The 20,665-nt window shown below is 69.0% G+C and carries 20 protein-coding genes; 6 read left to right on the forward strand and 14 right to left on the reverse strand.

Annotated elements, in window-relative coordinates; genetic code table 11:
- Positions 1–123: 123 nt before the first annotated feature.
- Positions 124–1,464, forward strand: coding sequence for a PQQ-dependent sugar dehydrogenase (locus AC07PZ_RS30990; RefSeq protein WP_495299025.1), 1,341 nt, complete (start codon positions 124–126; stop codon positions 1,462–1,464).
- 28 nt (positions 1,465–1,492) lie between these two features.
- On the forward strand, positions 1,493–2,314 hold the full coding sequence (locus tag AC07PZ_RS30995) for a creatininase family protein (RefSeq protein WP_495299026.1): 822 nt from the start codon (positions 1,493–1,495) through the stop codon (positions 2,312–2,314).
- Here the strand turns inward: AC07PZ_RS30995 and AC07PZ_RS31000 are convergent, their stop codons facing one another.
- The gene (locus AC07PZ_RS31000; protein WP_495299027.1) at positions 2,315–2,944 is read right to left on the reverse strand and encodes a YbhB/YbcL family Raf kinase inhibitor-like protein; all 630 of its coding nucleotides are present in this window, start codon (positions 2,942–2,944) and stop codon (positions 2,315–2,317) included. It lies immediately after the preceding gene.
- A 151-nt stretch (positions 2,945–3,095) separates the two neighbouring features.
- Between AC07PZ_RS31000 and AC07PZ_RS31005 the strand changes: the two genes are divergently transcribed.
- The 3 genes from AC07PZ_RS31005 to AC07PZ_RS31015 are packed head-to-tail and all read left to right on the forward strand — an operon-like array spanning position 3,096 to position 6,591.
- A complete protein-coding gene (locus AC07PZ_RS31005; protein WP_495299028.1) occupies positions 3,096–4,598 on the forward strand; it encodes an ATPase domain-containing protein in 1,503 nt (500 codons plus the stop codon).
- A gap of 2 nt (positions 4,599–4,600) precedes the next feature.
- Entirely contained in the window at positions 4,601–6,298 is a 1,698-nt protein-coding gene (locus AC07PZ_RS31010; RefSeq protein ID WP_495299029.1) for a response regulator, read from the forward strand.
- Positions 6,265–6,591 carry a hypothetical protein gene (locus AC07PZ_RS31015; protein WP_495299030.1) on the forward strand — a complete coding sequence of 109 codons (327 nt, stop codon included), beginning with the start codon at positions 6,265–6,267 and terminating at the stop codon, positions 6,589–6,591. The genes AC07PZ_RS31010 and AC07PZ_RS31015 overlap by 34 nt, the downstream gene beginning before the upstream one ends.
- 43 nt (positions 6,592–6,634) lie before the next feature.
- On the opposite strand, the gene AC07PZ_RS31020 is transcribed toward AC07PZ_RS31015, so the two are convergent.
- From AC07PZ_RS31020 to AC07PZ_RS31065, 10 genes are all read right to left on the reverse strand, one after another.
- A complete protein-coding gene (locus AC07PZ_RS31020; protein WP_495299031.1) occupies positions 6,635–7,309 on the reverse strand; it encodes a histidine phosphatase family protein in 675 nt (224 codons plus the stop codon).
- A 126-nt stretch (positions 7,310–7,435) separates the two neighbouring features.
- On the reverse strand, positions 7,436–8,404 hold the full coding sequence (locus AC07PZ_RS31025) for a threonine dehydratase (RefSeq protein ID WP_495299047.1): 969 nt from the start codon (positions 8,402–8,404) through the stop codon (positions 7,436–7,438).
- Between the two features lie 29 nt (positions 8,405–8,433).
- The gene (locus tag AC07PZ_RS31030) at positions 8,434–9,066 is read right to left on the reverse strand and encodes a LysE family translocator (protein ID WP_495299032.1); all 633 of its coding nucleotides are present in this window, start codon (positions 9,064–9,066) and stop codon (positions 8,434–8,436) included.
- A gap of 3 nt (positions 9,067–9,069) precedes the next feature.
- Entirely contained in the window at positions 9,070–9,768 is a 699-nt protein-coding gene (locus tag AC07PZ_RS31035) for a VOC family protein (RefSeq protein ID WP_495299033.1), read from the reverse strand.
- Between the two features lie 23 nt (positions 9,769–9,791).
- A complete protein-coding gene (locus AC07PZ_RS31040) occupies positions 9,792–10,703 on the reverse strand; it encodes a PhzF family phenazine biosynthesis protein (RefSeq protein WP_495299034.1) in 912 nt (303 codons plus the stop codon).
- 38 nt (positions 10,704–10,741) lie between these two features.
- On the reverse strand, positions 10,742–11,383 hold the full coding sequence (locus AC07PZ_RS31045; RefSeq protein ID WP_495299035.1) for a glutathione S-transferase: 642 nt from the start codon (positions 11,381–11,383) through the stop codon (positions 10,742–10,744).
- A 1-nt stretch (position 11,384) separates the two neighbouring features.
- Positions 11,385–12,023 carry a DJ-1/PfpI family protein gene (locus tag AC07PZ_RS31050; RefSeq protein ID WP_495299036.1) on the reverse strand — a complete coding sequence of 213 codons (639 nt, stop codon included), beginning with the start codon at positions 12,021–12,023 and terminating at the stop codon, positions 11,385–11,387.
- Positions 12,024–12,045: 22 nt separating this feature from the next.
- Positions 12,046–13,260 carry an aminotransferase-like domain-containing protein gene (locus AC07PZ_RS31055; protein WP_495299037.1) on the reverse strand — a complete coding sequence of 405 codons (1,215 nt, stop codon included), beginning with the start codon at positions 13,258–13,260 and terminating at the stop codon, positions 12,046–12,048.
- A gap of 36 nt (positions 13,261–13,296) precedes the next feature.
- Complete coding sequence (locus tag AC07PZ_RS31060; RefSeq protein ID WP_495299038.1) at positions 13,297–14,235, reverse strand: DMT family transporter; 939 nt, start codon at positions 14,233–14,235, stop codon at positions 13,297–13,299.
- On the reverse strand, positions 14,232–14,831 hold the full coding sequence (locus AC07PZ_RS31065; RefSeq protein ID WP_495299039.1) for a LysE family translocator: 600 nt from the start codon (positions 14,829–14,831) through the stop codon (positions 14,232–14,234). The genes AC07PZ_RS31060 and AC07PZ_RS31065 overlap by 4 nt, the downstream gene beginning before the upstream one ends.
- A gap of 99 nt (positions 14,832–14,930) precedes the next feature.
- Here AC07PZ_RS31065 and AC07PZ_RS31070 point away from each other — a divergent pair, with 99 nt between their 5' ends.
- Positions 14,931–16,346, forward strand: coding sequence for an aminotransferase-like domain-containing protein (locus tag AC07PZ_RS31070; protein ID WP_495299040.1), 1,416 nt, complete (start codon positions 14,931–14,933; stop codon positions 16,344–16,346).
- Between the two features lie 21 nt (positions 16,347–16,367).
- Here the strand turns inward: AC07PZ_RS31070 and AC07PZ_RS31075 are convergent, their stop codons facing one another.
- From AC07PZ_RS31075 to AC07PZ_RS31085, 3 genes are all read right to left on the reverse strand, one after another.
- Positions 16,368–18,131 (reverse strand): phospholipase D family protein, encoded by a 1,764-nt coding sequence (locus AC07PZ_RS31075; RefSeq protein ID WP_495299041.1) that lies wholly within the window; start codon positions 18,129–18,131, stop codon positions 16,368–16,370.
- 79 nt (positions 18,132–18,210) lie between these two features.
- A complete protein-coding gene (locus AC07PZ_RS31080) occupies positions 18,211–20,124 on the reverse strand; it encodes an ATP-binding cassette domain-containing protein (RefSeq protein ID WP_495299042.1) in 1,914 nt (637 codons plus the stop codon).
- 208 nt (positions 20,125–20,332) lie between these two features.
- Positions 20,333–20,665: hypothetical protein (locus tag AC07PZ_RS31085; RefSeq protein WP_495299043.1), on the reverse strand; the 333-nt coding region annotated here is incomplete at its 5' end.

Consider the following 20,665-nt stretch of genomic DNA (forward strand, 5'->3'; position numbering starts at 1 on the left):
CTTCGGCCGGGGGTGCGCCCACGCCGGAAAGCGCCTACAGCCGACAGGCGCGATCGGCGCCGCACGGCATGCTCCGCACCAACCGCCGGCCCCGTGCCTGCCCTCATCCAGGAGATCCGAAGAATGAAGTTCCCTCGCCGATCCGCCGGAATCGCCGCTGTTTCACTGGCCGCGCTGCTGCTCGCCGCTTGCGGAGAAACGGCCAAGCTGCCGTTCGAGGCCGGTGTCGGCCCCACGCCGCAACTGCCGCCGCCCAACAAGACGCTGATCCCCACGCTCAAGATCGCCGAGGCGGTCGGCTGGACCGACACCGCCGGCCCGGTGGCGCCGAACGGCTTCAAGGTCACGGCGCTGGCTCGCAACCTCGACCATCCGCGCTGGGTCTACACGCTGCCGAACGGCGACGTGCTCGTCGCCGAAAGCAACAAGCCGCCGAAGCCAGAAGGCAGCCACGACGGCGGCAACGGCCTGTTCGCGCGTGCCAAGCAGATCGTTCAGGGCATGGTCATGAAGCGCGCTGGCGCGCAGGCCGCCAGCGCCAACCGCATCACCCTGCTGCGCGACGTCGACGGCGACGGCACCGCCGAGATCCGCACCGTGTTCATCAAGGACCTGATGTCGCCCTTCGGCATGACGCTGGTCGGCGGCGAGCTCTTCATCGCCAATGCCGACGCGATCGTGAAGGTGCCTTACCAGGACGGGCAGACCGAAATCAGTGCCGTGCCGGTGAAGGTCACCGACCTGCCGGCGGGCATCAACCACCACTGGACGAAGAACATCATCGCCAACGGCGACGGTTCCAAGCTCTACGCCACGGTCGGCTCCAACAGCAACGTCGGCGAGAACGGCCTGCCCGCGGAAGAGGGCCGCGCCGCGATCTGGGAAGTCGACGTGAAGACCGGTGAGAAGCGTCTCTTCGCCAGCGGCCTGCGCAACCCGAACGGCATGGGCTGGGACCCGGACACCCAGGTGCTGTGGACCGTGGTGAACGAGCGCGATGAAATCGGCAGCGACCTGGTGCCCGACTACCTGACGTCGGTGAAGGACGGCGCCTTCTACGGATGGCCGTGGAGCTACTACGGCGGCCACGTCGACGCGCGCGTCGAGCCGCAGCGGCCGGAGATGGTCGCCAAGGCGATCGCGCCCGACTACGCGCTGGGTACGCACGTGGCGCCGCTCGGCATGAGCTTCTCGCATCCGCGTGGCATGCCGGCAGAGTTCGCGAACGGGGTCTTCATCGGCGAGCACGGCTCGTGGAACCGCCAGCCGCCGTCGGGCTACAAGGTCGTGTTCGTGCCTTTCATCGCCGGCCGGCCGAGCGGCTCGCCGGTCGATTTCCTCACCGGCTTCCTCGACGCGCAAGGCAAGGCGCAAGGGCGGCCGGTCGGCGTCGCACTCGACAAGTCGGGTGCGCTGCTGGTGGCCGACGACGTCGGCAACGTTGTCTGGCGCGTCAAGCACTAGGCTGGGTTCTCCGTTCTAAGATCGCGGGATGAGCACCCACTCCCGCCGCTTCTGGTCCGAACTCGGCACGCGCGACTTCGCTGCGCTCGACCCCGCGACCACCGTCGCGGTTCTGCCGCTCGGCGCCACCGAACAGCATGGACCGCACCTGCCGCTGGGTGTCGACACGACGCTGGTCGACGGCATCGTCGCCGCCGCGCTGCCGCTGATTCCGGCGGGCGTGCCGGCGCTGTTCCTGCCGACGCAGCAGATCGGCCTGAGCCCCGAACACGCCAACTTCCCCGGCACGCTGACCTTGTCGTCCGAGACGCTGATCCGGCTCTGGCGCGAGATCGGTGCGGGCGTGGCGCGTGCCGGCGTGCGCAAGCTGGTGCTCTTCAATGCGCATGGCGGCCATGTGGGTGCGATGGACATCGTGGCGCGCGAACTGCGTGCCGCGCACGGTCTGATCGTCTACAGCGTCAGCTGGTTCAATCTGCCGCTCGGCGACGCGGGTGATGGATTCAGCGCCGACGAACACCGCTTCGGCGTGCATGCCGGCGAGATCGAGACCTCGATGATGCTGGCGCTGGCGCCGCAGCAGGTCACGATGGCCGCGGCGCGCGACTTCGGCTCGACATCGCGCACACGCGCCGGCACCTACGCGCTGCTCGGCGATGGCCGCAGCGCCAAGCTTGGCTGGGCGATGGAGGACTACAACCCCGAAGGCGCCGCCGGCAACGCGGCGGCGGCGACCGCCGAGAAGGGCGTGGCCGTCATCGATGCCGCCGCGCGCCAGTTGGCGCTGCTGCTCGCCGAGGTGTCCCTGCTGCCGCTGAGCACCGTCGGCACACCCGTCGCCGGAGCCTGATCAGCCAGCGACCGCGGGTCCGGCCGGCACGGTCCCTTCGATGCGGATCGAGCCGTCAGAGCGCTCGCACGTGCCGATCAGCAAACCGCTAGCCAGGGCGTGTTCACGCAGCTGGGCGATGACTTCGTCGCGGCCAGGGGCGTCGGAGAACACCGGCGCGGCGTCGAGCGCGAACAGCTGAAAGGCATAGCGGTGCACGCCGTGGCCGGGCGGCGGATCGGGCGGCAGCCAGCCGGATTGCAGATAGGAGTTCAGGCCGGCATGCAGACCCGTGCCATCCTGGCCGGCGCTGGCGAAGGCGGCTTCGGGCAAGCCGCCATCGCCGGCCGGCAAACCGACCGCGATCGCGTGCACCAGCGGATTCGGCGTGGGCGAATCGGCGTCTTCCACCAGCAGCACGAGCGACACGGCTTCGGCGGGAACGCCGGTCCATTGCAGCGGTGGTGAAAGGCCGGGGCCGTCGGCCGTGTAGCGCGACGGGATCGGCGCATGGTCGGCGAAGGCGAGACTGGCGACCTGCAGCGTGCCCATGCCGGCACGCAGGCCCAGCGTGTTGAACACGACCTCGTCGAGTCCGGCACGCACGCCCTGCAGCACATGGCCGATGGCATCGGGAAGTTTTTCGAGCATTCGTCCGGTATAGCCGTGTGGCGCTGTCACGCATGTAGGACGGCGCAGGACAGCCAGCGACGCTCTGGTGCCGCAAAATCCACGGACTTCGTGTTCAGGTGGATGAACCTTCCCACGGCCCTTCCGAAATTCGGTTTTCCTCAAGTCCCCCATGCCACCAGCCACCGACTCTTCCGCCCCCGTCCATCAGTCGCGTGCCGCCACAGGCATCGATGGTCTCGACAACGTTCTCGGCGGCGGTTTGCCGCGCGGGCATCTCTATCTGGTGGAAGGAACGCCGGGCGCCGGCAAGACCACGCTGGGCCTGCAGTTCCTGCTCGAAGGGCGGGCGCGCGGCGAGCGCGGCCTGTACGTCACGCTGTCCGAGACCGCGACGGAACTCGGCATCGTCGCCAGTTCGCATGGCTGGACGCTCGAAGGCATCGAGCTGTTCGAGCTGGTCAACGAAGAGGGGCTGAGCCCGTCGGCCGAGCAATCCATCCTGTATCCCGCCGAAGTCGAGCTCGGCGAGACCACGCGCGGCGTGATGACCGCGGTGGAGCGGTTGTCGCCGGCCCGGCTGGTGTTCGACAGCCTGTCCGAGATGCGCCTGCTGGCGCAGGATCCGCTGCGTTACCGGCGCCAGATCCTGGCGCTCAAGCACTTCTTCGCGACGCGCGACTGCACGGTGCTGATGCTCGACGACATGAGTTCGGCCGGCGGCGACCTGCAACTGCACAGCATCGCCCACGGCGTGCTCGGCCTCGATCAGGCGACCGGCGACTACGGTCCGGTCCGCCGTCATCTGCGCATCGTCAAGATGCGCGGCGTGCGCTACCGGGGCGGCGAGCACGACGTGAACCTCGACACCGGCGGCCTGCAGGTCTTCCCGCGGCTGATCGCGGCCGAACACCGCACCGAGTTCGAATCGACGTCGACGTCCACCGGCACGGAACAGCTCGACACGCTGTTGGGTGGCGGCCTGGCGCGCGGCAGCAATACGCTGTTCATCGGCCCCTCGGGCGTCGGCAAGACGACCACGGCGATGTCGGCCGTGGTGGCTGCGCTGAAGCGCGGCGAGAAAGCGTCGTACTACCTGTTCGACGAGGGGTTGGGCACGCTGCTGCACCGTTGCACCGCACTGGGTCTGCCGCTGCAGCGATACATCGACAGCGGCCAGCTCGAGGTGCTGCCGCTCGATCCGGCCGAGGTGTCGCCGGGCCAGTTCTCGAACATGGTGCGGCGCGCGGTGCAGCAGCGTGGCGCGGGCATGGTCGTGATCGACAGCCTGAACGCCTACCTGCAGGCGATGCCGGGCGCCAAGTTCCTGCTGCTGCAGATGCACGAACTGCTCAACTTCCTGAACCAGCAGGGCGTGGTCACGCTGCTGGTGCTGGGGCAGCACGGCATCATCGGCGACGTGCGCAGCGACCTCGACCTGAGCTACCTGTCGGATGCGATCGTGCTGTTCCGCTTCTTCGAGGCGCGTGGCCTGTTGCGCAAGGCGGTGTCGGTCGTCAAGAGCCGCACCAGCGAGCACGAACTGAGCATCCGCGAGTTCCGGCTGGGCGCGAGCGGTGTCGAGGTCGGCGAGGCGCTCACGGACTTCGAAGGCGTGCTCGGCGGCGTGGCGCGCTACACGGGTGGCATGGCGCTGCTTGGCGACAAGGTCTGACGGTGGAGCGCCGAGTACTGATCCATGCGCCGCGCGGGCGTGATGCGGCGGTGGTCCAGCGTGTGCTGCAGAACATGGAGCTGCACACGGCGATCTGCGAATCGTCCGAGCAACTGCTCAGCGAACTCGGCGAAGGCGCCGCGGCGGCGATCCTCACCGAGGAGTCGCTGCTCGAGTTGCCCGAGGCGCCGCTGCGCGCCTGGCTGATGGCGCAGCCGAGCTGGTCGGACTTTCCCTTCATCGTGCTGGCCTCGCGCGACGCGGGCGGGCGATCGCGCAAATCGCTGGCGGTGCTGCAGACCCTGGGCAACGTGTTCGTGCTCGAACGTCCGGTCCACACCGAGACGCTGTCGCGCGCGGCCGATGCCGCCGTGCGGGCACGGCGCCGCCAGTACGCCACGCGGCTCCATCTGCGCCAGCTGGAGGACACGCGCGCCGAGGTCGAGCGGCTGAACGCCGAGCTGGAGCAGCGCATCGGTGCCCGTACGCGCGAACTGGCCGGCGCCAACGACCGGCTGATGGCCGAGATCGCCGAACGCGAGCGAGCCCAGGCCGCGCTGATCCAGGTGCAGAAGATGGAAGCGATCGGCCGGCTGACCGGCGGCATCGCGCACGACTTCAACAACCTGCTGCACGTGATCAACATGAACCTCGACCTGGTCGCGCGGGTGGCGCGCGACGAGAAGGTGCTGGGCATCGCCTCGCGTGCCAAGGGCGCGGTCGGGCGCGGCGCCAAGCTCACGGGGCAGCTGCTTTCGTTTGCACGCAACCAGTCGCTGCTGCCGCGGCTGACCGACATCAACGCGCTGGTCGAAGGCATGCGGGAGCTGATCGTGGTGTCGGCCGGCGCGTCGGTGCAGGTCGAACTCGCGTTCAGCGAGCAAGCGGCCTGGGCGGTGCTCGACGCCAACCAGCTCGAGATGGCCGTGCTGAACCTGGCGGTGAACGCGCGCGACGCCATGCCGTCCGGCGGCACGCTGACGATCTCGACCTCGGTGGCGCGCGAGGCCGGTGGTGAACTGCCGGACGGCGACTACGTCACCGTGTCGGCCGCCGACACGGGCGTGGGCATTGCGCCGCATCTGGTCACGAAGGTGTTCGACCCGTTCTTCACGACCAAGCCGGTCGGCAGCGGCACGGGCCTCGGCCTGAGCCAGGTCTATGGCTTTGCGCGCCAGTCCGGCGGCCTGGCTCGCCTGCGCAGCGAGGAGGGCCGCGGCACCGTGGTGGCGATGAGCTTTCCGCTGTCGCTGCAACGCGCCGAGGCCGTGCCCGAGCTGGTCATCGCGATGGCCGAGCAGGGGACGCAGCGTCAGAAGGTGCTGGTGATCGAGGACGATGCCGAAGTCCGGCGCGCGATCGTCGAAAGCCTGTCGATGCTCGGCTACGTCGTGAGTGAAGCCGCCGACGGCGTCAGCGGCCTGGCGGCGTTGTCCGCCGCGCCGCAGGACCTGCTGGTGGTCGACTACGCGATGCCAGGCCTGAACGGTGCCGAGGTGATCGCCCGTGCGCGCGAGATGGTGGGCGACATTCCGGTGATCCTCGCGACCGGCTATGCCGACATGGCGGAGGTCGGGCGGGTGCTGGGCACGCAGTCGATCCTGATCAAGCCCTTCGACATCTCGACGCTCGCGAGCGCGGTGGCCAAGGCCTTGCCCGCACCGTCATGCCAAGACGCGGCCATTACCACGTCTATGTGATCGAGCTCGACGATCGCGTGTGGAACGCCGCACGCTTTCGCCGCGCCAATCCGGACTACGTGCTGGGCAAGCCTTTTGTCTATGTCGGCATGACGGGGCTCGATCCGGACGTGCGCTTCGACAAGCACAAGGCCGGCATCCAGGCCAACGCCTTCGTGCGCGACCACGGGCTGCACCTGCTGCCGAAGCTCTATGAACGCTACAACCCGATGCCCTACGACGCGGCACGGCTGATGGAAGTCGAACTTGGCATCCATCTGCGCAGCGCGGGCTATGGCGTCTGGCAGGCCTGACCGAGCGCACGCTCCGGCGCGCGCCGCGCGTCTGTGCAAATGCTCAGGAGTAGGTGATCCAGTCGGCGTAAGCCGGGTCGTCGAGGTGCGGCAGCGTGTTGTAGGTCAGCAGCATGTGGCGCTTCGGCGTGAAGGCGAACTCCGTGACGGCCGTGTTGCGGATGCGCATGTTCAGCTCGATCGTGGTCTCGGGGCTGGTGCCCAGCACATGGCCGACGGCGGTGCTGATCGGCCCGCCGCTCGACACCACCAGCACCTTGGCGCCGTGGTGGTTGCCGCGCACATGGTCGAGCGCCGTCGTCACGCCGGACAGGAAGTCGACGTAGCTCGGCATGCCGACCGGTGCGGTGCGGCCCTGCATCCAGGCGCCGAGGCCTTCGCGCAGCAGCCGGAAATGGTGGCGGTACAGCTCGGGCGTGGTGGCCTTTTCGAGCTTCCCGGGGTGGATCGTCGCGATCACCGCCTCGCTGTCGTACTCGTTGAGTCCCGGCCAGGGCAGCACGTCCTTCGCGCCCAGCTGCAGGCCTCGCGCGATGCCTTCCCAGGTCTGGCGGTGGCGCTTGAGCGTGCCGGTGATGACGGCGTCGAAGGTCATGCCGCGTTCGCGCCAGTACTCGCCCAGCCGCACCGCCTGGCGGTGGCCGAGTTCGCTCAGGTTGTCGTAATCGGCCGCGCCGAAGCTGGCCTGTCCGTGGCGCACGAGGTAGAGGGTTCCCATGCGTCGATTCTGGCAAGAAGCCGCCGCGCCGCGGGTCGCGGCTGCGACGGAACGCGCGGCGGCTGTCGCGCGGGTGTCCGGCGCTTCAGGGCCGCCGCGCCAGGGCTGGTGGGCAGAGCCGGCGGATCAGGCCGACAGCACGCCCGAGAACACCGCCGCGTCGACGTTGCCGCCACTCACCGTGATGCCGACCGTCTTGCCGCGCCAGCGTTCCTGCTGCTGCAGCGCGCCGGCCAGTGCCGCGGCGCCGGCTCCTTCGGCGACGTTGTGGGTGTCGGTGAAGAGCGCGCGCATCGCCGCGGCCACTTCGTCGTCGGTCACCGCGATCACGTCGTCCGCCTCGCGCAGGACCAGGTCCAGCGCGGCCGCGTCCGGCGTGCGGCAGGCCATGCCGTCCGCCAGGCGCGTGGTGACGGGTGCGTCGACCGCGCGGCCGGCCCGGAAGGAGTCGCGGTAGGCGGTGGCATGCGCCGAAACCACGCCGATCAGCCGCGTCTGCACGCCGCAGTGCGCACGCGCCACCGCCGCGCCCGCGAAGCCGGAACCCAGCCCGATCGGCACGAAGACCACGTCCGGCACCTGGCCGGCGCGTTGCAGTGCCTCGAAGAATTCGACCCAGTAGGTCGCGACGCCGCAGACCAGTTCGGGCGCGAAGGACGGCACGCGGTGCAGTCCTTGCGCGGCGGCCAGCACGGCCGCGTGCTCGCTGGCGGCCTGGAAGTCGTCGCCGTGCTCGACGAGCTGCACGCCCAGCGCGCGCATCGCTGCGTTCTTCTCGATCGAATTGCCGTGCGGCACCACGATGGTCGCGGCCAGCCCGTGGTGCCGCGCCGCAAAGCCGATCGATTGGCCATGGTTGCCGCGCGTGGCGCTGATCACGTGGCGCACCTGCGGTTGACGTTCGACCAGCGCCGCCATGTAGGTGAGCCCGCCGCGGATCTTGAATGCGCCGACCGGCGTGTGGTTCTCGTGCTTCGCCCACAGCGTGCAGCCGAGCCGCTCGCCCAGCAACGGCCAGGCGTACTGCGGCGTCGGCGGCATCGTCGCGTAGACGGTGCGCTGCGCGGCGGCGATCTGCTCGCGCGTGAAGCGCAGCGCGGGCGACGGGGCGTCGGCGCGCGTGTTCATTTGCGCTCCGTGAACGCGATGCGCAGCGCCAGCGCGGCCAGCACGCTGCCCATCACGTAGCGCTGCGCGCGCAGCCAGCCCTGGCTGCGCGACAGCACGGCCGTGATGCCGGCGGCACCAAAGATCAGCGTGCCGTTGACCGCTGCGCTGCTCGCAATCTGCAGCGCCCCCAGCGTGGCGCTCTGCCACAGCACCGAGCCGCGCTCGGGATGGATGAACTGCGGAAAGAACGAGAGATAGAACATCGCGACCTTCGGGTTCAGCAGGTTCGTGACGAAGCCCATGCGGAACAGCCGGCCCGGCGGGTCGGCCGGCAGCGCGCGCGGCGCGAAGGGCGCCTCGCCGCCGGGCTTCACCGCCTGCCAGGCCAGCCACAGCAGGTAGGCCGCGCCGGCCAGCCGGATGGCGTCGAAGGCGAAGGGCACGGCGATCAGCAGCGCGGTCAGGCCGAGCGCCGCCGCCACCAGGTGCACGAGGAACGCGAGCAGCACGCCGCCCAGCGACGTGAGGCCGGCGCGGCGTCCCTGCACCAGCGTGCGCGAGACGCAATAGATCATGTTGGGCCCGGGCGTCAGCGCGAGCAGCAGCGTCGCGAGCGTGAACCAGGCGAGTTCGGCGAGGGTGAACATGGGTCAGAGTCCTTTCGAATCGAGCGTGACCGGGCCGCGCGGCGTGTCCAGCGTGGCGCCGAGATGGGGCGCGCCGTGCCGCAGCGCGATGCCGTCGTGCAGGCCGATGCATCGCAGCGCCTCGCGCAGCACCTCGACGCGCGGGTGCATGGCCGAGAGGCCGGTGAGCCGCAGGCCCGACGGCGGCATGCTGTCGAGCGGATGCACCGGCCCCCACTGGATCAGCGTCGGCATTGCGCCGTAGAACAGCCGCTGGCCGTCGTCGCGCACCGTGATCTGCCATTCGAGCCGGCCGGCCGGCGTGTCGCGGCTGGCGGCGATCACCTGGCCGCGGTCGAGATGCGTCGGCTCGTGCGCGAGCGCGCGCACCGCAGCCTGGGCGTCGGGCACGCGCGCGACGAAGTGCACCAGCCGCGGCCCGTGCTGGGCGAGCCCGGCCTGCAGCGCCGGGTCGTCCAGGTCGAACCAGCGGTGCTGGCCCGGTGGTCGCGTCGGGCGCCGGCCGGGTTCGATCGCGATGATCTCCAGGTAGCAGCGGGAGAAGGCGCCCGCGCCGTCGAGCGCCAGCAACCGGTTGTGCGTGCCCATGAGCGGATGCGCGCCGCCAGGGCCGGGCACCACGCCGAGCGTGGCTTCGCACCACTGCACGCCCTCGTCGAGGCTGCGTGCGGCGATCACCAGATGGTCGAGGTCGGCGCGCATCCGCGGTCGATCGGCTGCGGGAGTTAGAGCGCGACCTGTCCGTCGATGCAGGTCACCGAGTCGCCGCCGACCCAGACCTGGCCGTCGGCGTCGCGTTCGATGTGGACGCGGCCGTCCCGGCCGAGGCACTGGCCTTGCGCGGCCAGGTAACGCTCCGGCAGATGGCCGTCGGCGATCAGCCACTGCGCCAGGCTGGCGTTGAAGCTGCCGGTCACCGGGTCTTCCTCGATGCCGACCGGCGCCGCGAAGGCGCGCACTTCGACGGCCGCCGTCTCGCCCGCCGGCGCGGCCGATGCGAAGGCGCGTGCCTCGCGGTTCGAGCGCGAGATCAGCAGCGACGGCTCCGGTGCCACCGGCATGCCGGCCACGCCGACCTTCTGGCCGAGCTCCTTCAGCGCGCGGTGATCGGGCTGCAGCGTCAGCACGGTGTCGGCGTCGGCCAGCAGCAGCCCGAGCCAGACCGGGCCGTTGTCGAGCAATTGCGCCGCGACGATCTGCGAGGCCTTGAGTTTCAGCGCCGCCGCGACCTTGGCGAGCAGTGTCGGGCTCGGCGCGCTGCGCCGCAGCGCCGGTGCAGCGAACGCGAAGTGCCCGGCGCTCCGGCGGATCGACACCAGCCCGGCCCCGCATTCCTGCACCACGCGGCCCGCGGTCTTCGGCTTGCCGCCGGCCTGCAGCCAGGCATGGCAGCTGCCCAGCGTCGGGTGGCCGGCAAAGGGCAGTTCGCTGCCGGGCGTGAAGATGCGCACGCGGTAGTCGGCGGCCGGATCGGTCGGCGGCAGCAGGAAGGTGGTTTCCGACAGGTTGGTCCACTGCGCGAAGCGCTGCATCGTGGCGTCGTCCAGGCCGGTGCCGTCGAGCACCACCGCGAGCGGATTGCCGCGGTAGGGTTCGGCCGTGAAGACGTCGACTTGCTTGAAGGGGCGGGTGGTCATGGTGTGCAGGCGGCGCGTTCCGGCGCGTCGTTGTCAGTTCATTCGAGAAGGAGGTCGAGCACGCCGCGCGCGCCGGCACGGCTGCGCAGGTCGGCGAACCAGCGTTCGACGTTCGGCCACACAGGCCGGGTGTATTCGGTCGGCGGCAGGCCGAACCAGCGGTGCGCCTCGCAGCCGACCGGGATGTCGGCCATCGTGAAGTCGTCGCCGAGCATGAAGGCGCGGTTGGCCAGGTGTGCGTCGAGCAGCGCGAACAGCGGCTCGGTCGCGTGCACCGACTGCGCGATGACGGCCGGATCGCGTTCGGCCGCGGGCGTGCGCACCCATTGCTTGAAGGCGCCGGCGCTCACCGGGTTCAGCGTGGTCTGCTGCCAGTCCATCCAGCGCTCGGCGTCGAAGCGCCGGTGCAGCAGTTCGGGGTAGAGCGTGCCGGGCGCGTGCCTGGCGCAGAGGTAGCGCACGATGACGTTCGATTCCCAGAGCGTGACGCGGTCCGGGCCTTCGCCGTCGTCGATCGTCGGCACCATCGCGTTCGGATTGAGCGCGAGGTATTCCGGCGTCTGCACGATGCCGAACCGACCGCCGGCCTCGGTGCGCTGGAAGTCGAGTTGGAGTTCCTGCGCGCACCAGACCACCTTGCGCACGTTGATCGAACTGATGCGTCCCCAGATGTTCAGCATGTCAGTGGCCCGGCGTCTCTGCCGGGTCGCGGACGGCCGCGGTCGGCAGGTAGGCTGTGATGTTGCGCAGCGTGCGTGCGACCCACTCGTCCTTCTCGCCGACCGGCGCGACGTAGTGGATGGCGCTCGCCGCCGCATCGAGCCCTTCGCTGCGCGCCACCAGCCACGCCGCGAGGTAGGTCGACGACAGGCAGCCGCCGGCGGTGGCGACGTTGCCGTCCGCGAAGAAGGGCTGGTTCAGCACCTGCACGCCGGCTTCCTGCACCCAGGGCTTGGTCGTGAGGTCGGTGCAGGCCGGCACGCTGCCCAGCAGACCGAGCTTGGCCAGCAACAGCGTGCCCGAGCACTGCGCGCCGATCAGCTGGCGCGCCGGATCGAGCTGCAGCGCCGCCATGATCGCCGCGTCGGCCGCGATCTCGCGCGTGCGGATGCCGCTGCCGACGATCACCGCATCGGCCGCCGAGGCGTCGGCCAGCGATGCGGGCGTCTGCACCGTCACGCCGTTCATCGACGTGACCTGCGGGCTCGGCGCGGCCAGGGACACGCGCCAGCCGTCCCGCTTCACGCGGTTCAGGATGCCGAGCGCGATGAAGGAGTCGAGCTCGTTGAAGCCCTCGAAGCTGAGGATGGCGATGTGCATCGTGGCGTCCTGCGGGCCGGCCTCAGAGTGCGTTGGCCGCGAGTTCGCGCGGCGCCTTCGCCGCGGCGATGCGCGCGAGCTCTTCACGCACGGTCGTCGCGATGGCGGCGATGGCGACGTCGATCTGCTCCACGCTCGCCGTCACGAAGGACAGGCGCATGGTGCGCGGGTCGCCTTCGCCCGCATAGAACGGCGCGCCCGGCACGAAGGCCACGCCGCGCTCCACGGCCTTGGCCAGCAGCGGCACGGTGTCGATGCCCTCGGGCATGCGCGCCCACAGGAACATGCCGCCGACCGGCACGTTGAACGTCACGTCCAGGCCCTTCATCTCGCGCTTCAGTGCCGAGACCATGGCGTCGCGCTGGCTCTTGTAGAGCGCGCGGATGGTCGGCACGTGGCGGGCCAGGAAGCCGTCCTTCATCACGGCCGACACCATGCGCTGCGTGAAGATCGGCGTGTGCAGGTCGACTGCCTGCTTGGCCTGCAGCAGCTTCGGGTAGATCGACTTTGGCGCCACCAGGAAGCCCAGGCGCAGGCCGGGTGCCAGCACCTTCGAGAACGAGCCGAGGTAGATGCAGCCTTCCGGATTGCGCGCGGTCAGCGGCAGCGGCGGCGCTTCGTCGAACCACAGCTCGCCGTAGGGGTTGTCCTCGATGATCGGCAGGCCCGCGGCGGCTGCGGCGGCGGACACCGCGGCGCGGCGTTCCTCCGTCATGGTGCGGCCGGTCGGGTTCTGGAAGTTCGGCAGCAGGTAGATGAAGCGCGCGTCCGGCGCCTTGGCGATCAGGTCGTCGACCAGCACGCCTTCGCTGTCGCTGGCGACCGAGACCGGCGTCGGCTCCATCGGGCCGAAGGCCTGCAGCGCGCCGAGGTAGGTCGGCGTCTCGACCAGCACGCGGCTGCCCGGATCGATCAGCACCTTGGCGACCAGGTCCAGGCCCTGCTGCGAACCGGTGGTGATCAGGACCTGCGCCGGATCGACGTTCCACGGCAGCATGTCGGCCACCGCCTGGCGCAGCGGGCCGTAGCCTTCGCTCGCCGCATACTGCAGCGCGGCCTGGCCGTCGTTCTCGAGGACTTCGGCGCAGGCGGCCGCGAAGGCCGAGATCGGGAAGGTCTTGGGCGAGGGCAGGCCGCCGGCCAGGCTGATGATCCCCGGCAGGTCCGTGACCTTGAGGATCTCGCGGAGCACGGACGGGTTCATCTTTTCGGCGCGGGCAGCCATTTTCCAGTTCATCGGTATCTCCTTGGGTAGATGTCTGTTGTGGTGAGGTCAGCGCACTGCGGCGACTGGCAACGGGCCGGTCTTCGCGGTGTGCGGGGAAGTGAATCGTTTGCCCATCAGGACGGTCGCCACGACGGCGGCCGCAAAGCCGAGCGTGACGGCGTCGAGCGGCTCGCCGAGCATCGGCACGGCCGCAAGGATAGACAGAAACGGTTGAATCAGCTGGACCTGGCTCACGCGCAGTGCGCCGCCGAGCGCCAGCCCGCGGTACCAGGCGAAGAAGCCGATCCACATCGAGAACACGCCGACGTAGGCGAAACCGACCCACGCCGAGGCCGCGATCGGCTGCCGCGGCCAGAGCCACAGCGTGGCCGGCAGCGTCACGGGCAGCGCCATCACGCAGACCCAGCAGATCACGCGTTCGGCGCCGAGCGCCGGCGTGACCTGCGCGCCGAACACATAGCCGAGCGCGCCGGCGACGACCGCGCCGACCAGCAGCAGGTCGGCCCATTCGAAGCCGAAACCGGTGCCGTGCTGCGTGGCCCGCAGCGCCGAGAACACGACGACCAGCAGGCTGCCGGCGATCGCACAGAGCCAGAAGCCGAGCCGCGCGCGCTGGTGCAGCACCCAGGCCGCGATGGCGGCCGTCGCGATCGGCATCAGCGCGGTGACGACGGCGGCGTGGCCTGAACTGACGATGCGCAGCGCGTAGCCGAGCAGCAGCGGGTAGCCGACCACATTGCCCAGGACCGCCATGCCGAGCGGCTTCCATTGCTGGCGCTGCGGTCGCGGCGAGCGCGTCAGCAGCAGGAACACGACCGAGAGCAGGCCGGCCAGCGCCGCCCGGCCGAGCGTGACGAACCAGGGCGACAGCTGCGGCGCGGCCTGCGTGCCGGTCGCGAGCCGCGTCATCGGCAGCGTGATGGCGAAGAAGGCCACGCCGAGCAGGCCCAGCCAGAGGCCCAGGGTTTCGTCGCGCAGCTTCATACCGTCACCATCCAGCCGGCGGTGAGCACGAGCACGGTGGCCATCGCGCGGTTGAACCAGAGCAGCCGCGATCCACGCGCCAGCCATTGGCGCAGCAACGCGCCGACCAGTGCATAGACGAAGTTGCTGGCGAAGGCGAACACCAGCATCACCGGCGCGACCACGCCGAAACGGTGCAGCGCGTCGGCGTGGCCGGCGATCCAGCCGGCCGCCAGGGTCAGCGCCAGCAGCCAGGCCTTGATGTTCAGGAACTGCAGCATCACGCCCTGGCCGAAGCCGACGTCCAGTTGCGCATCGTTGGCCCGGCCGAGGGTCGCACTGCCGCTGAGCTTGAATGCCAGATACAGCAGGTAGACGATGCCGAGCGCCTTGATCGCCAGCCGCAGGGCCGGCACGGCAACCACCAGCGCGCCGATGCCGCCGGCACTGAGCGCCAGCAGGATCGTCCAGCCGATGGGCACGGCGAGCACGAAGCGCATCGCGCGGCGCAGTCCTCCGTTGGCCGCGAGCGCGGTCGACAGCGTCGTGTTGGGTCCGGGAGAGAAGCTCATCGCCGTGGCCAACACCAGCAGGGCGGTGAAATCTTGCCAGTCCATTGGACACACTTTAAACTCTGTGACCATTACAGTACCAGTACAGATGATCGAACAATCGAGAATTCTGTATCGGTCACGCTTTCGACACAGACGCCCCCAATGCTCACGCGCACCGCGACCCAATCCCTGACCGAGCAGCTCGCCGCGCGTTTCGCGGAACGCATCCGCGACCGGCTGCTGGCGCCGGGCGCGCGGTTGCCGTCGGTGCGCGAATGTGCGCGGCTGCAGGGCGTGAGCCCGCACACCGTGGTGGCCGCGTACGACCAGCTGCTCGCGCAGGGGTTGATCGAGGCACGGCGACAGCGTGGCTTCTTCGTGCGGGATGCGGCACACGGCGAGGTCGGGCGTGCCGCCGTCGGCGCTGCGGATGCGCCGGCTGTATCGGTGGTGTCGAACGCGCTGCCTGCCGATGCCAGTTCGCTGATCCGCGGCATGTTCCACCGCCAGAGCGACAAGCCGCAACCTGGCATGGGCGTCTTCCCGCCCGACTGGATGGACTCGACCTTCATGCCGACCGCGTTGCGCCGGCTCACCGGCACCCGTGCGCTGCAGGAACTGTCGCTGCAGTACGGCGAGCCGGCCGGCGACAGCGCGCTGCGCCGCAGCCTGTCGCAGAAGCTGGCGGGCATCAACGTGCCGGCGCCGCCGGAGCAGATCCTGACGACCATCGGCGCGACCCATGCGCTCGACATCGTGAGCCGCACGCTGCTGCGGGCCGGCGATCCGGTGATGGTCGAAGAGCCGGGCTGGGCGATCGAGTTCGCCCGGCTCGAGGCGCTCGGCATGCGCATCCTGCCGGTGCCGCGCCGCGCCGACGGGCCCGACCTCGAGGTGATGGCGCAGTACTGCGCCGCGCACCAGCCCAAGCTCTTCGTGAGCGTGAGCGTGCTGCACAACCCGACCGGCTACAGCCTGACACCCGGCAGCGCGCACCGCGTGCTGCAACTGGCCAATCAGCACGACTTCCACATCGTCGAGGACGACACCTACAGCCACCTGGCGCCCGAGCACGCCACGCGGCTCAGTGCGCTCGACGGGCTGCAGCGCACCATCTATGTGAGCGGTTTCGCGAAGATTCTTGCGCCCAATTGGCGCATCGGCTTCCTGGCCGCCAAGCCGGCGCTGTTCGGACGGCTGATGGAAACCAAGCTGCTGTCGACGCTGACGACCCCGGCGCTGTTCGAGCGGGCGCTTTCCGCCTGCATCGATCAAGGGCAACTGCGGCGCCATGCGGAGCGGGTGCGGCTGCGGCTGGACGGCGCACGGGCGCGGACTGTCAAGCTTGCGCTGGCGCACGGCTGCAGTTTCGCGACCGAACCGGCCGGCCTGTTCGGCTGGGTCGAGACCGGCGTCGACACCGATGCGTTGACCCAGCGCATGCTCGACGAAGGCTATCTGCTCGCGCCGGGTTCGCTGTTCCACGCGCGCCGGCCACCGAGCACGCTGATGCGCATCAACTTCGCGACCACGCAGGATGCCGCGTTCTGGAAGGTGTTCGCCCGCGTGCGCGGCTGAGCGCTGCGTCCCGACGCCGGGTCAGAGCAGTTCGTCCGGCGCGAAGGGGCCGATCAGCTTCAGCAGAAGTCGCAGGCTGGCGCTGGCGTCCGGCTCGGTCGTGGTGTCCTGCAGGCCGCTGCCTTCGGGGGCATGCCAGCGCAGTTGGCCATCGATCAGTTCGACATGCCATGCACCCTTGTTCAGCGCGTGTTCGATCTGCGCGGTCGCGACGCCCGACAGCGCACGGCTGTTGATCAGCAACGCGATCTCGGTGTTCTGCAACTGCGAGCGCAGGTCGAGGTTCATCGATCCGACGACCAGCAGGCGCCCGTCCATCACCAGCACCTTCGAGTGGAGCATGGCGCGCGATTCACCCGTCAGGTTGCTGCCCGAGGAGCCGAAGGCGCTGCCCAGGCCGGCTTGCTCGCTGCGCAATTCATAGAGCTCGACGCCCATGCGGAGCAGTTCTTCCCGGTGCCGCGCATAACCGACGTGGGCGACCGGCGCGTCGTTCGACGCGAGCGAATTGGTGAGCACGCGCACCCGGACGCCGCGCGCACGTGCGGCCGCGAAGGCGTGCGTCATGTCCGGCCCGGGCACGAAGTAGGGCGAGATGATGAGCAGGTCCTGCCGCGCCTGGCCGATCAGCTGGAGCAGGCCTTCGACGACGGTTTCGCTGCCGGCTGCGGTGTCCGAAGCCGCTTCGAGCGATGCGATGCGCGGCGCCGTGCCGCCCTGCTCGCGCGGTTGCGAGACGACCATGCCGGGATCGCGTGCCTCGCCGGGGTCGGTTGCAGTCGATGGCTCCGCCGGAATCTTGGCGGGCTTGTCGGCCAGCATGATGGCCGGCGCCCACACGAAGTCGGCGGTGCGCAGGTCGAGCGGCTTCTCGTCCCACACCTTGGCGCGCTGCGCCTCGGTCGGCCCGGCGTCATCGGGGCGGGGCTCGCCGTCGGGCGGCGTGGGCGCGCTGCTTGCGCCGCGGTCCCTATCTTCGGTTTCGGTTTCGGCTGCGAGCGCTTTCTTGCGCAGGTCCGCCAGTTCGTCCGGGCTGATGAGCGATTGCACCGGATACGCGCGCTCGTTGTTCCAGTAGCTGTCGAAGCTGTGTGAAAGATCTTTGACGACCGGCCCGGCGGCGAGCACGTCGAGATCGATGAAGTTGCCGGTCGTGGCAATGCCGAAATAGGCGTCGCCCAGATTGCGTCCACCTGTGACGGCCATCGCGTTGTCGGCGATGAAGAGCTTGTTGTGCATGCGTTGCTGCACACGGGAGAAGTCGCCGATCGAATTGAACATGCGGCCGACCGTGTTGCGCGCGCCCGCCACCGGATTGAACATCCGCATTTCGATGTTGGGCTCGGACGCCAGCGCCATCACGAGCGCGTTGCGGCCGGTGCTGTGGAAATCGTCGAGCAGCACGCGCACGTGCACGCCGCGGTGGGCCGCTTCCACGACGCTGCGGAGCAGCCGGCCGGTGCTGGCATCGGCGTGGATGGCGTAGTACTGGAGATCGAGCGTCTTCTGTGCGGCCTCGACCAGGGCCAGGCGACTTCCGTACGCTGCGGGCGGTCCGCCCAGCAGGATGAAGCCCGATTCGAAACGCGCCTTGGCTGCTTCGCGGCGTTGTTGAGTCAGCTGCCCGAGCGTTGTGTCCGCAGGATTCGCCAACGCGGTCGACACCGGCCGTTGAACGTCGGTTGGCAACTGCGCGCAGCCCGTCATGAAAACCGCGGCCAGCAGCAGTGCGCAGCAGTGTTTCAGCGAGACAAGACGATGCCAGTGGGCGGGAAGGGGCGGCATGCGGCAATCCTGGAAGCAAGAAGCCGCATGTATAGCCGGGCGGGCTGGCCCGTTGCGTCGGACAAGCCCGCGGCGGCGACTAGCCCGCGGCGCCGAGCGTTTCCCAGCGCTCCAGCGCGGCAAGCAGCGCATCGTCGATCTCGGCGTGCCGCTGGCTCAGCTGCGTCGCTTTCGCTGCATCGGTCGCGTAGAGCGTGCCACCGCCACTTTCCAGTGTTGCAGTGATCTGCTTCTGTTCCTCTTCGAGCGCGGCGATCAGGCCGGGCAGCGTCTCGAGCTCGCGCTGCTCCTTGTAGCTCAGCTTCTTGCGGGCGGCAGCTGGCGCTGCGGGCGCGGCCGGGGGCGGCGCTGGCGTTGCGGCGGCGCGCGCCGGTGCCGGGCTGCTGGCAGGCGCCGATGCTGCGCGTTGGGCGGCGATTTCGCGAGCGCGCTTCGACTGGATCAGCCAGTCGGTCACGCTGCCTTCGTATTCGCGCCAGCGGCCGTCGCCTTCGAACGCGATCGTGCTGGTCACGACGTTGTCCATGAAGGTTCGGTCGTGGCTCACGAGGAACACGGTGCCGTCGTAGCTCTGCAGCAGGTCTTCGAGCAGTTCGAGCGTGTCGATGTCGAGGTCGTTGGTCGGTTCGTCCAGCACCAGTACGTTGGCAGGCCGCGCGAACAACCGCGCCAGCAGCAGCCGGTTGCGCTCGCCGCCGCTGAGCGAACGCACTGGTGAATTGGCGCGCGCGGGCGAGAACAGGAAGTCGGTCAGGTAGCTCTTGACGTGCTTGCGCTGCTTGCCGATCTCGATCCACTCGCTGCCCGGGCTGATGAAGTCTTCCAGCGTGGCGTCCAGATCGAGCGTTTCGCGCATCTGATCGAAGTACGCGACTTCGAGATTGGCGCCACGGCGTACCTTGCCGGTGTCGGGCTCGAGTCCGCCCAGGATCAGTTTCAGCAGCGTGGTCTTGCCGGCGCCATTCGGGCCCAGCAGGCCGATCTTGTCGCCACGCAGCATCGTCATGCTGAAGTCGCGCACGATGGTCTTGTCGCCGAAGGACTTCGACACATCGGTGAGTTCGGCGACGATCTTCCCGGTCTGCGTGCCCGTCACGACGTCCATGTTGACGCTGCCGACGACATTGCGGCGGTTCTGGCGCTGCTCGCGCATCGCCTCGAGGCGGCCGATCCGGCTTTGGCTGCGTGTGCGCCGCGCCTCCACACCCTTGCGAATCCAGATCTCTTCCTGCGCGAGCAGCTTGTCGGCCTTGGCGTTGATCACGGCTTCCTGCGCCAACTGATCTTCCTTCTGTATCAGGTATTGTGCGAAGTTGCCGGGATAGGACCGCAGCTTGCCTCGGTCGAGTTCGACGATACGGGTGGCGACCCTGTCCAGGAACGAGCGGTCGTGGGTGATGGTGACCACGCTGCCCTTGAAGTCGATCAGCAACTGTTCCAGCCACTCGATGGAGTCGAGGTCCAGATGGTTGGTCGGCTCGTCGAGCAAGAGAACATCGGGAGCGGCCACCAGGGCCTGCGCCAGCGCCACGCGCTTGCGCGTGCCACCGGAGAGCGAGCCGACGCGTGCCTTGGCATCGAGGTGCAGGCGATGCAACGTCTCTTCGACGCGCTGCTCCCAGTTCCAGGCGTCGTACGCTTCGATCTGGGACTGCAATGCGTCGAGGTCGACGCCCTCGGCGCCAGACAGATAAAGATCTCGCACGGCAATCACGCCTGCCAACCCGGCGCTTGCGGCCGTGAAGACATCGGCGTCCGGGTCGAGCACAGGTTCTTGCGCGACGTAAGCGACACGGATGCCTTGCTGGAACTGAAGCGTGCCGTCGTCCTGCTTCTCGAGTCCGCCGAGGATCTTCAGGAAGGACGATTTGCCGGCACCGTTGCGACCGATCAAACCGACGCGCTCCGATTCGATGAGGGAGAAGTCCGCATGGTCGAGCAGCGGGACGTGACCGAACGCAAGTTGCGCGTCGAGGAGTGTGATGAGTGCCATGTGGCGCGGATTATCGGAGGTGGTCGCGACAACGGTCGGACAACACGTTGACGCGGCAGCGCTGCGGCACAGGTGTTGCGCTCTTGCCTTCAGCGCTCAAGGCCATTGCCGCCCACGATGTCTATTACCAGGAGAGGCGGCGAGCGTTCTTGTCAGCGTCTCGTCGGTGTGCTGCCGCAAGGGTCGACTTCAGGGCTTTGCGGCGGACTCAAGTGGCAGGTTGGCGAGGCTCGTTGGCCTGCCCGTGAGGGTAGACGGTCGCCGTCGCATATGTCGGCTCTTCGCTGTGGCGATCATGAGCAGAATACTTGCGCCGTAGCGCTGGGTTGGCAAAGCAGGGCGCGTTTTCGATGTATAGTCGAAGGCTCGACAAAGTTGTCTGCCGCGATGTGTTGATCGCAAGATCTGACGGCAAAGCAGGCAAGTCGAAAAAATCCTTCTGTGTTGACGTTCGAGATTTTCTTGTGTCATAATCGAAGGCTGCGCTGAACAAGTTGCTTGGTGTTGGTGCGATGCTGGTGGAACTGGTGTTGTGCTGAGA

It is taken from the genome of Variovorax sp. GW821-FHT10B04, assembly GCF_059415645.1.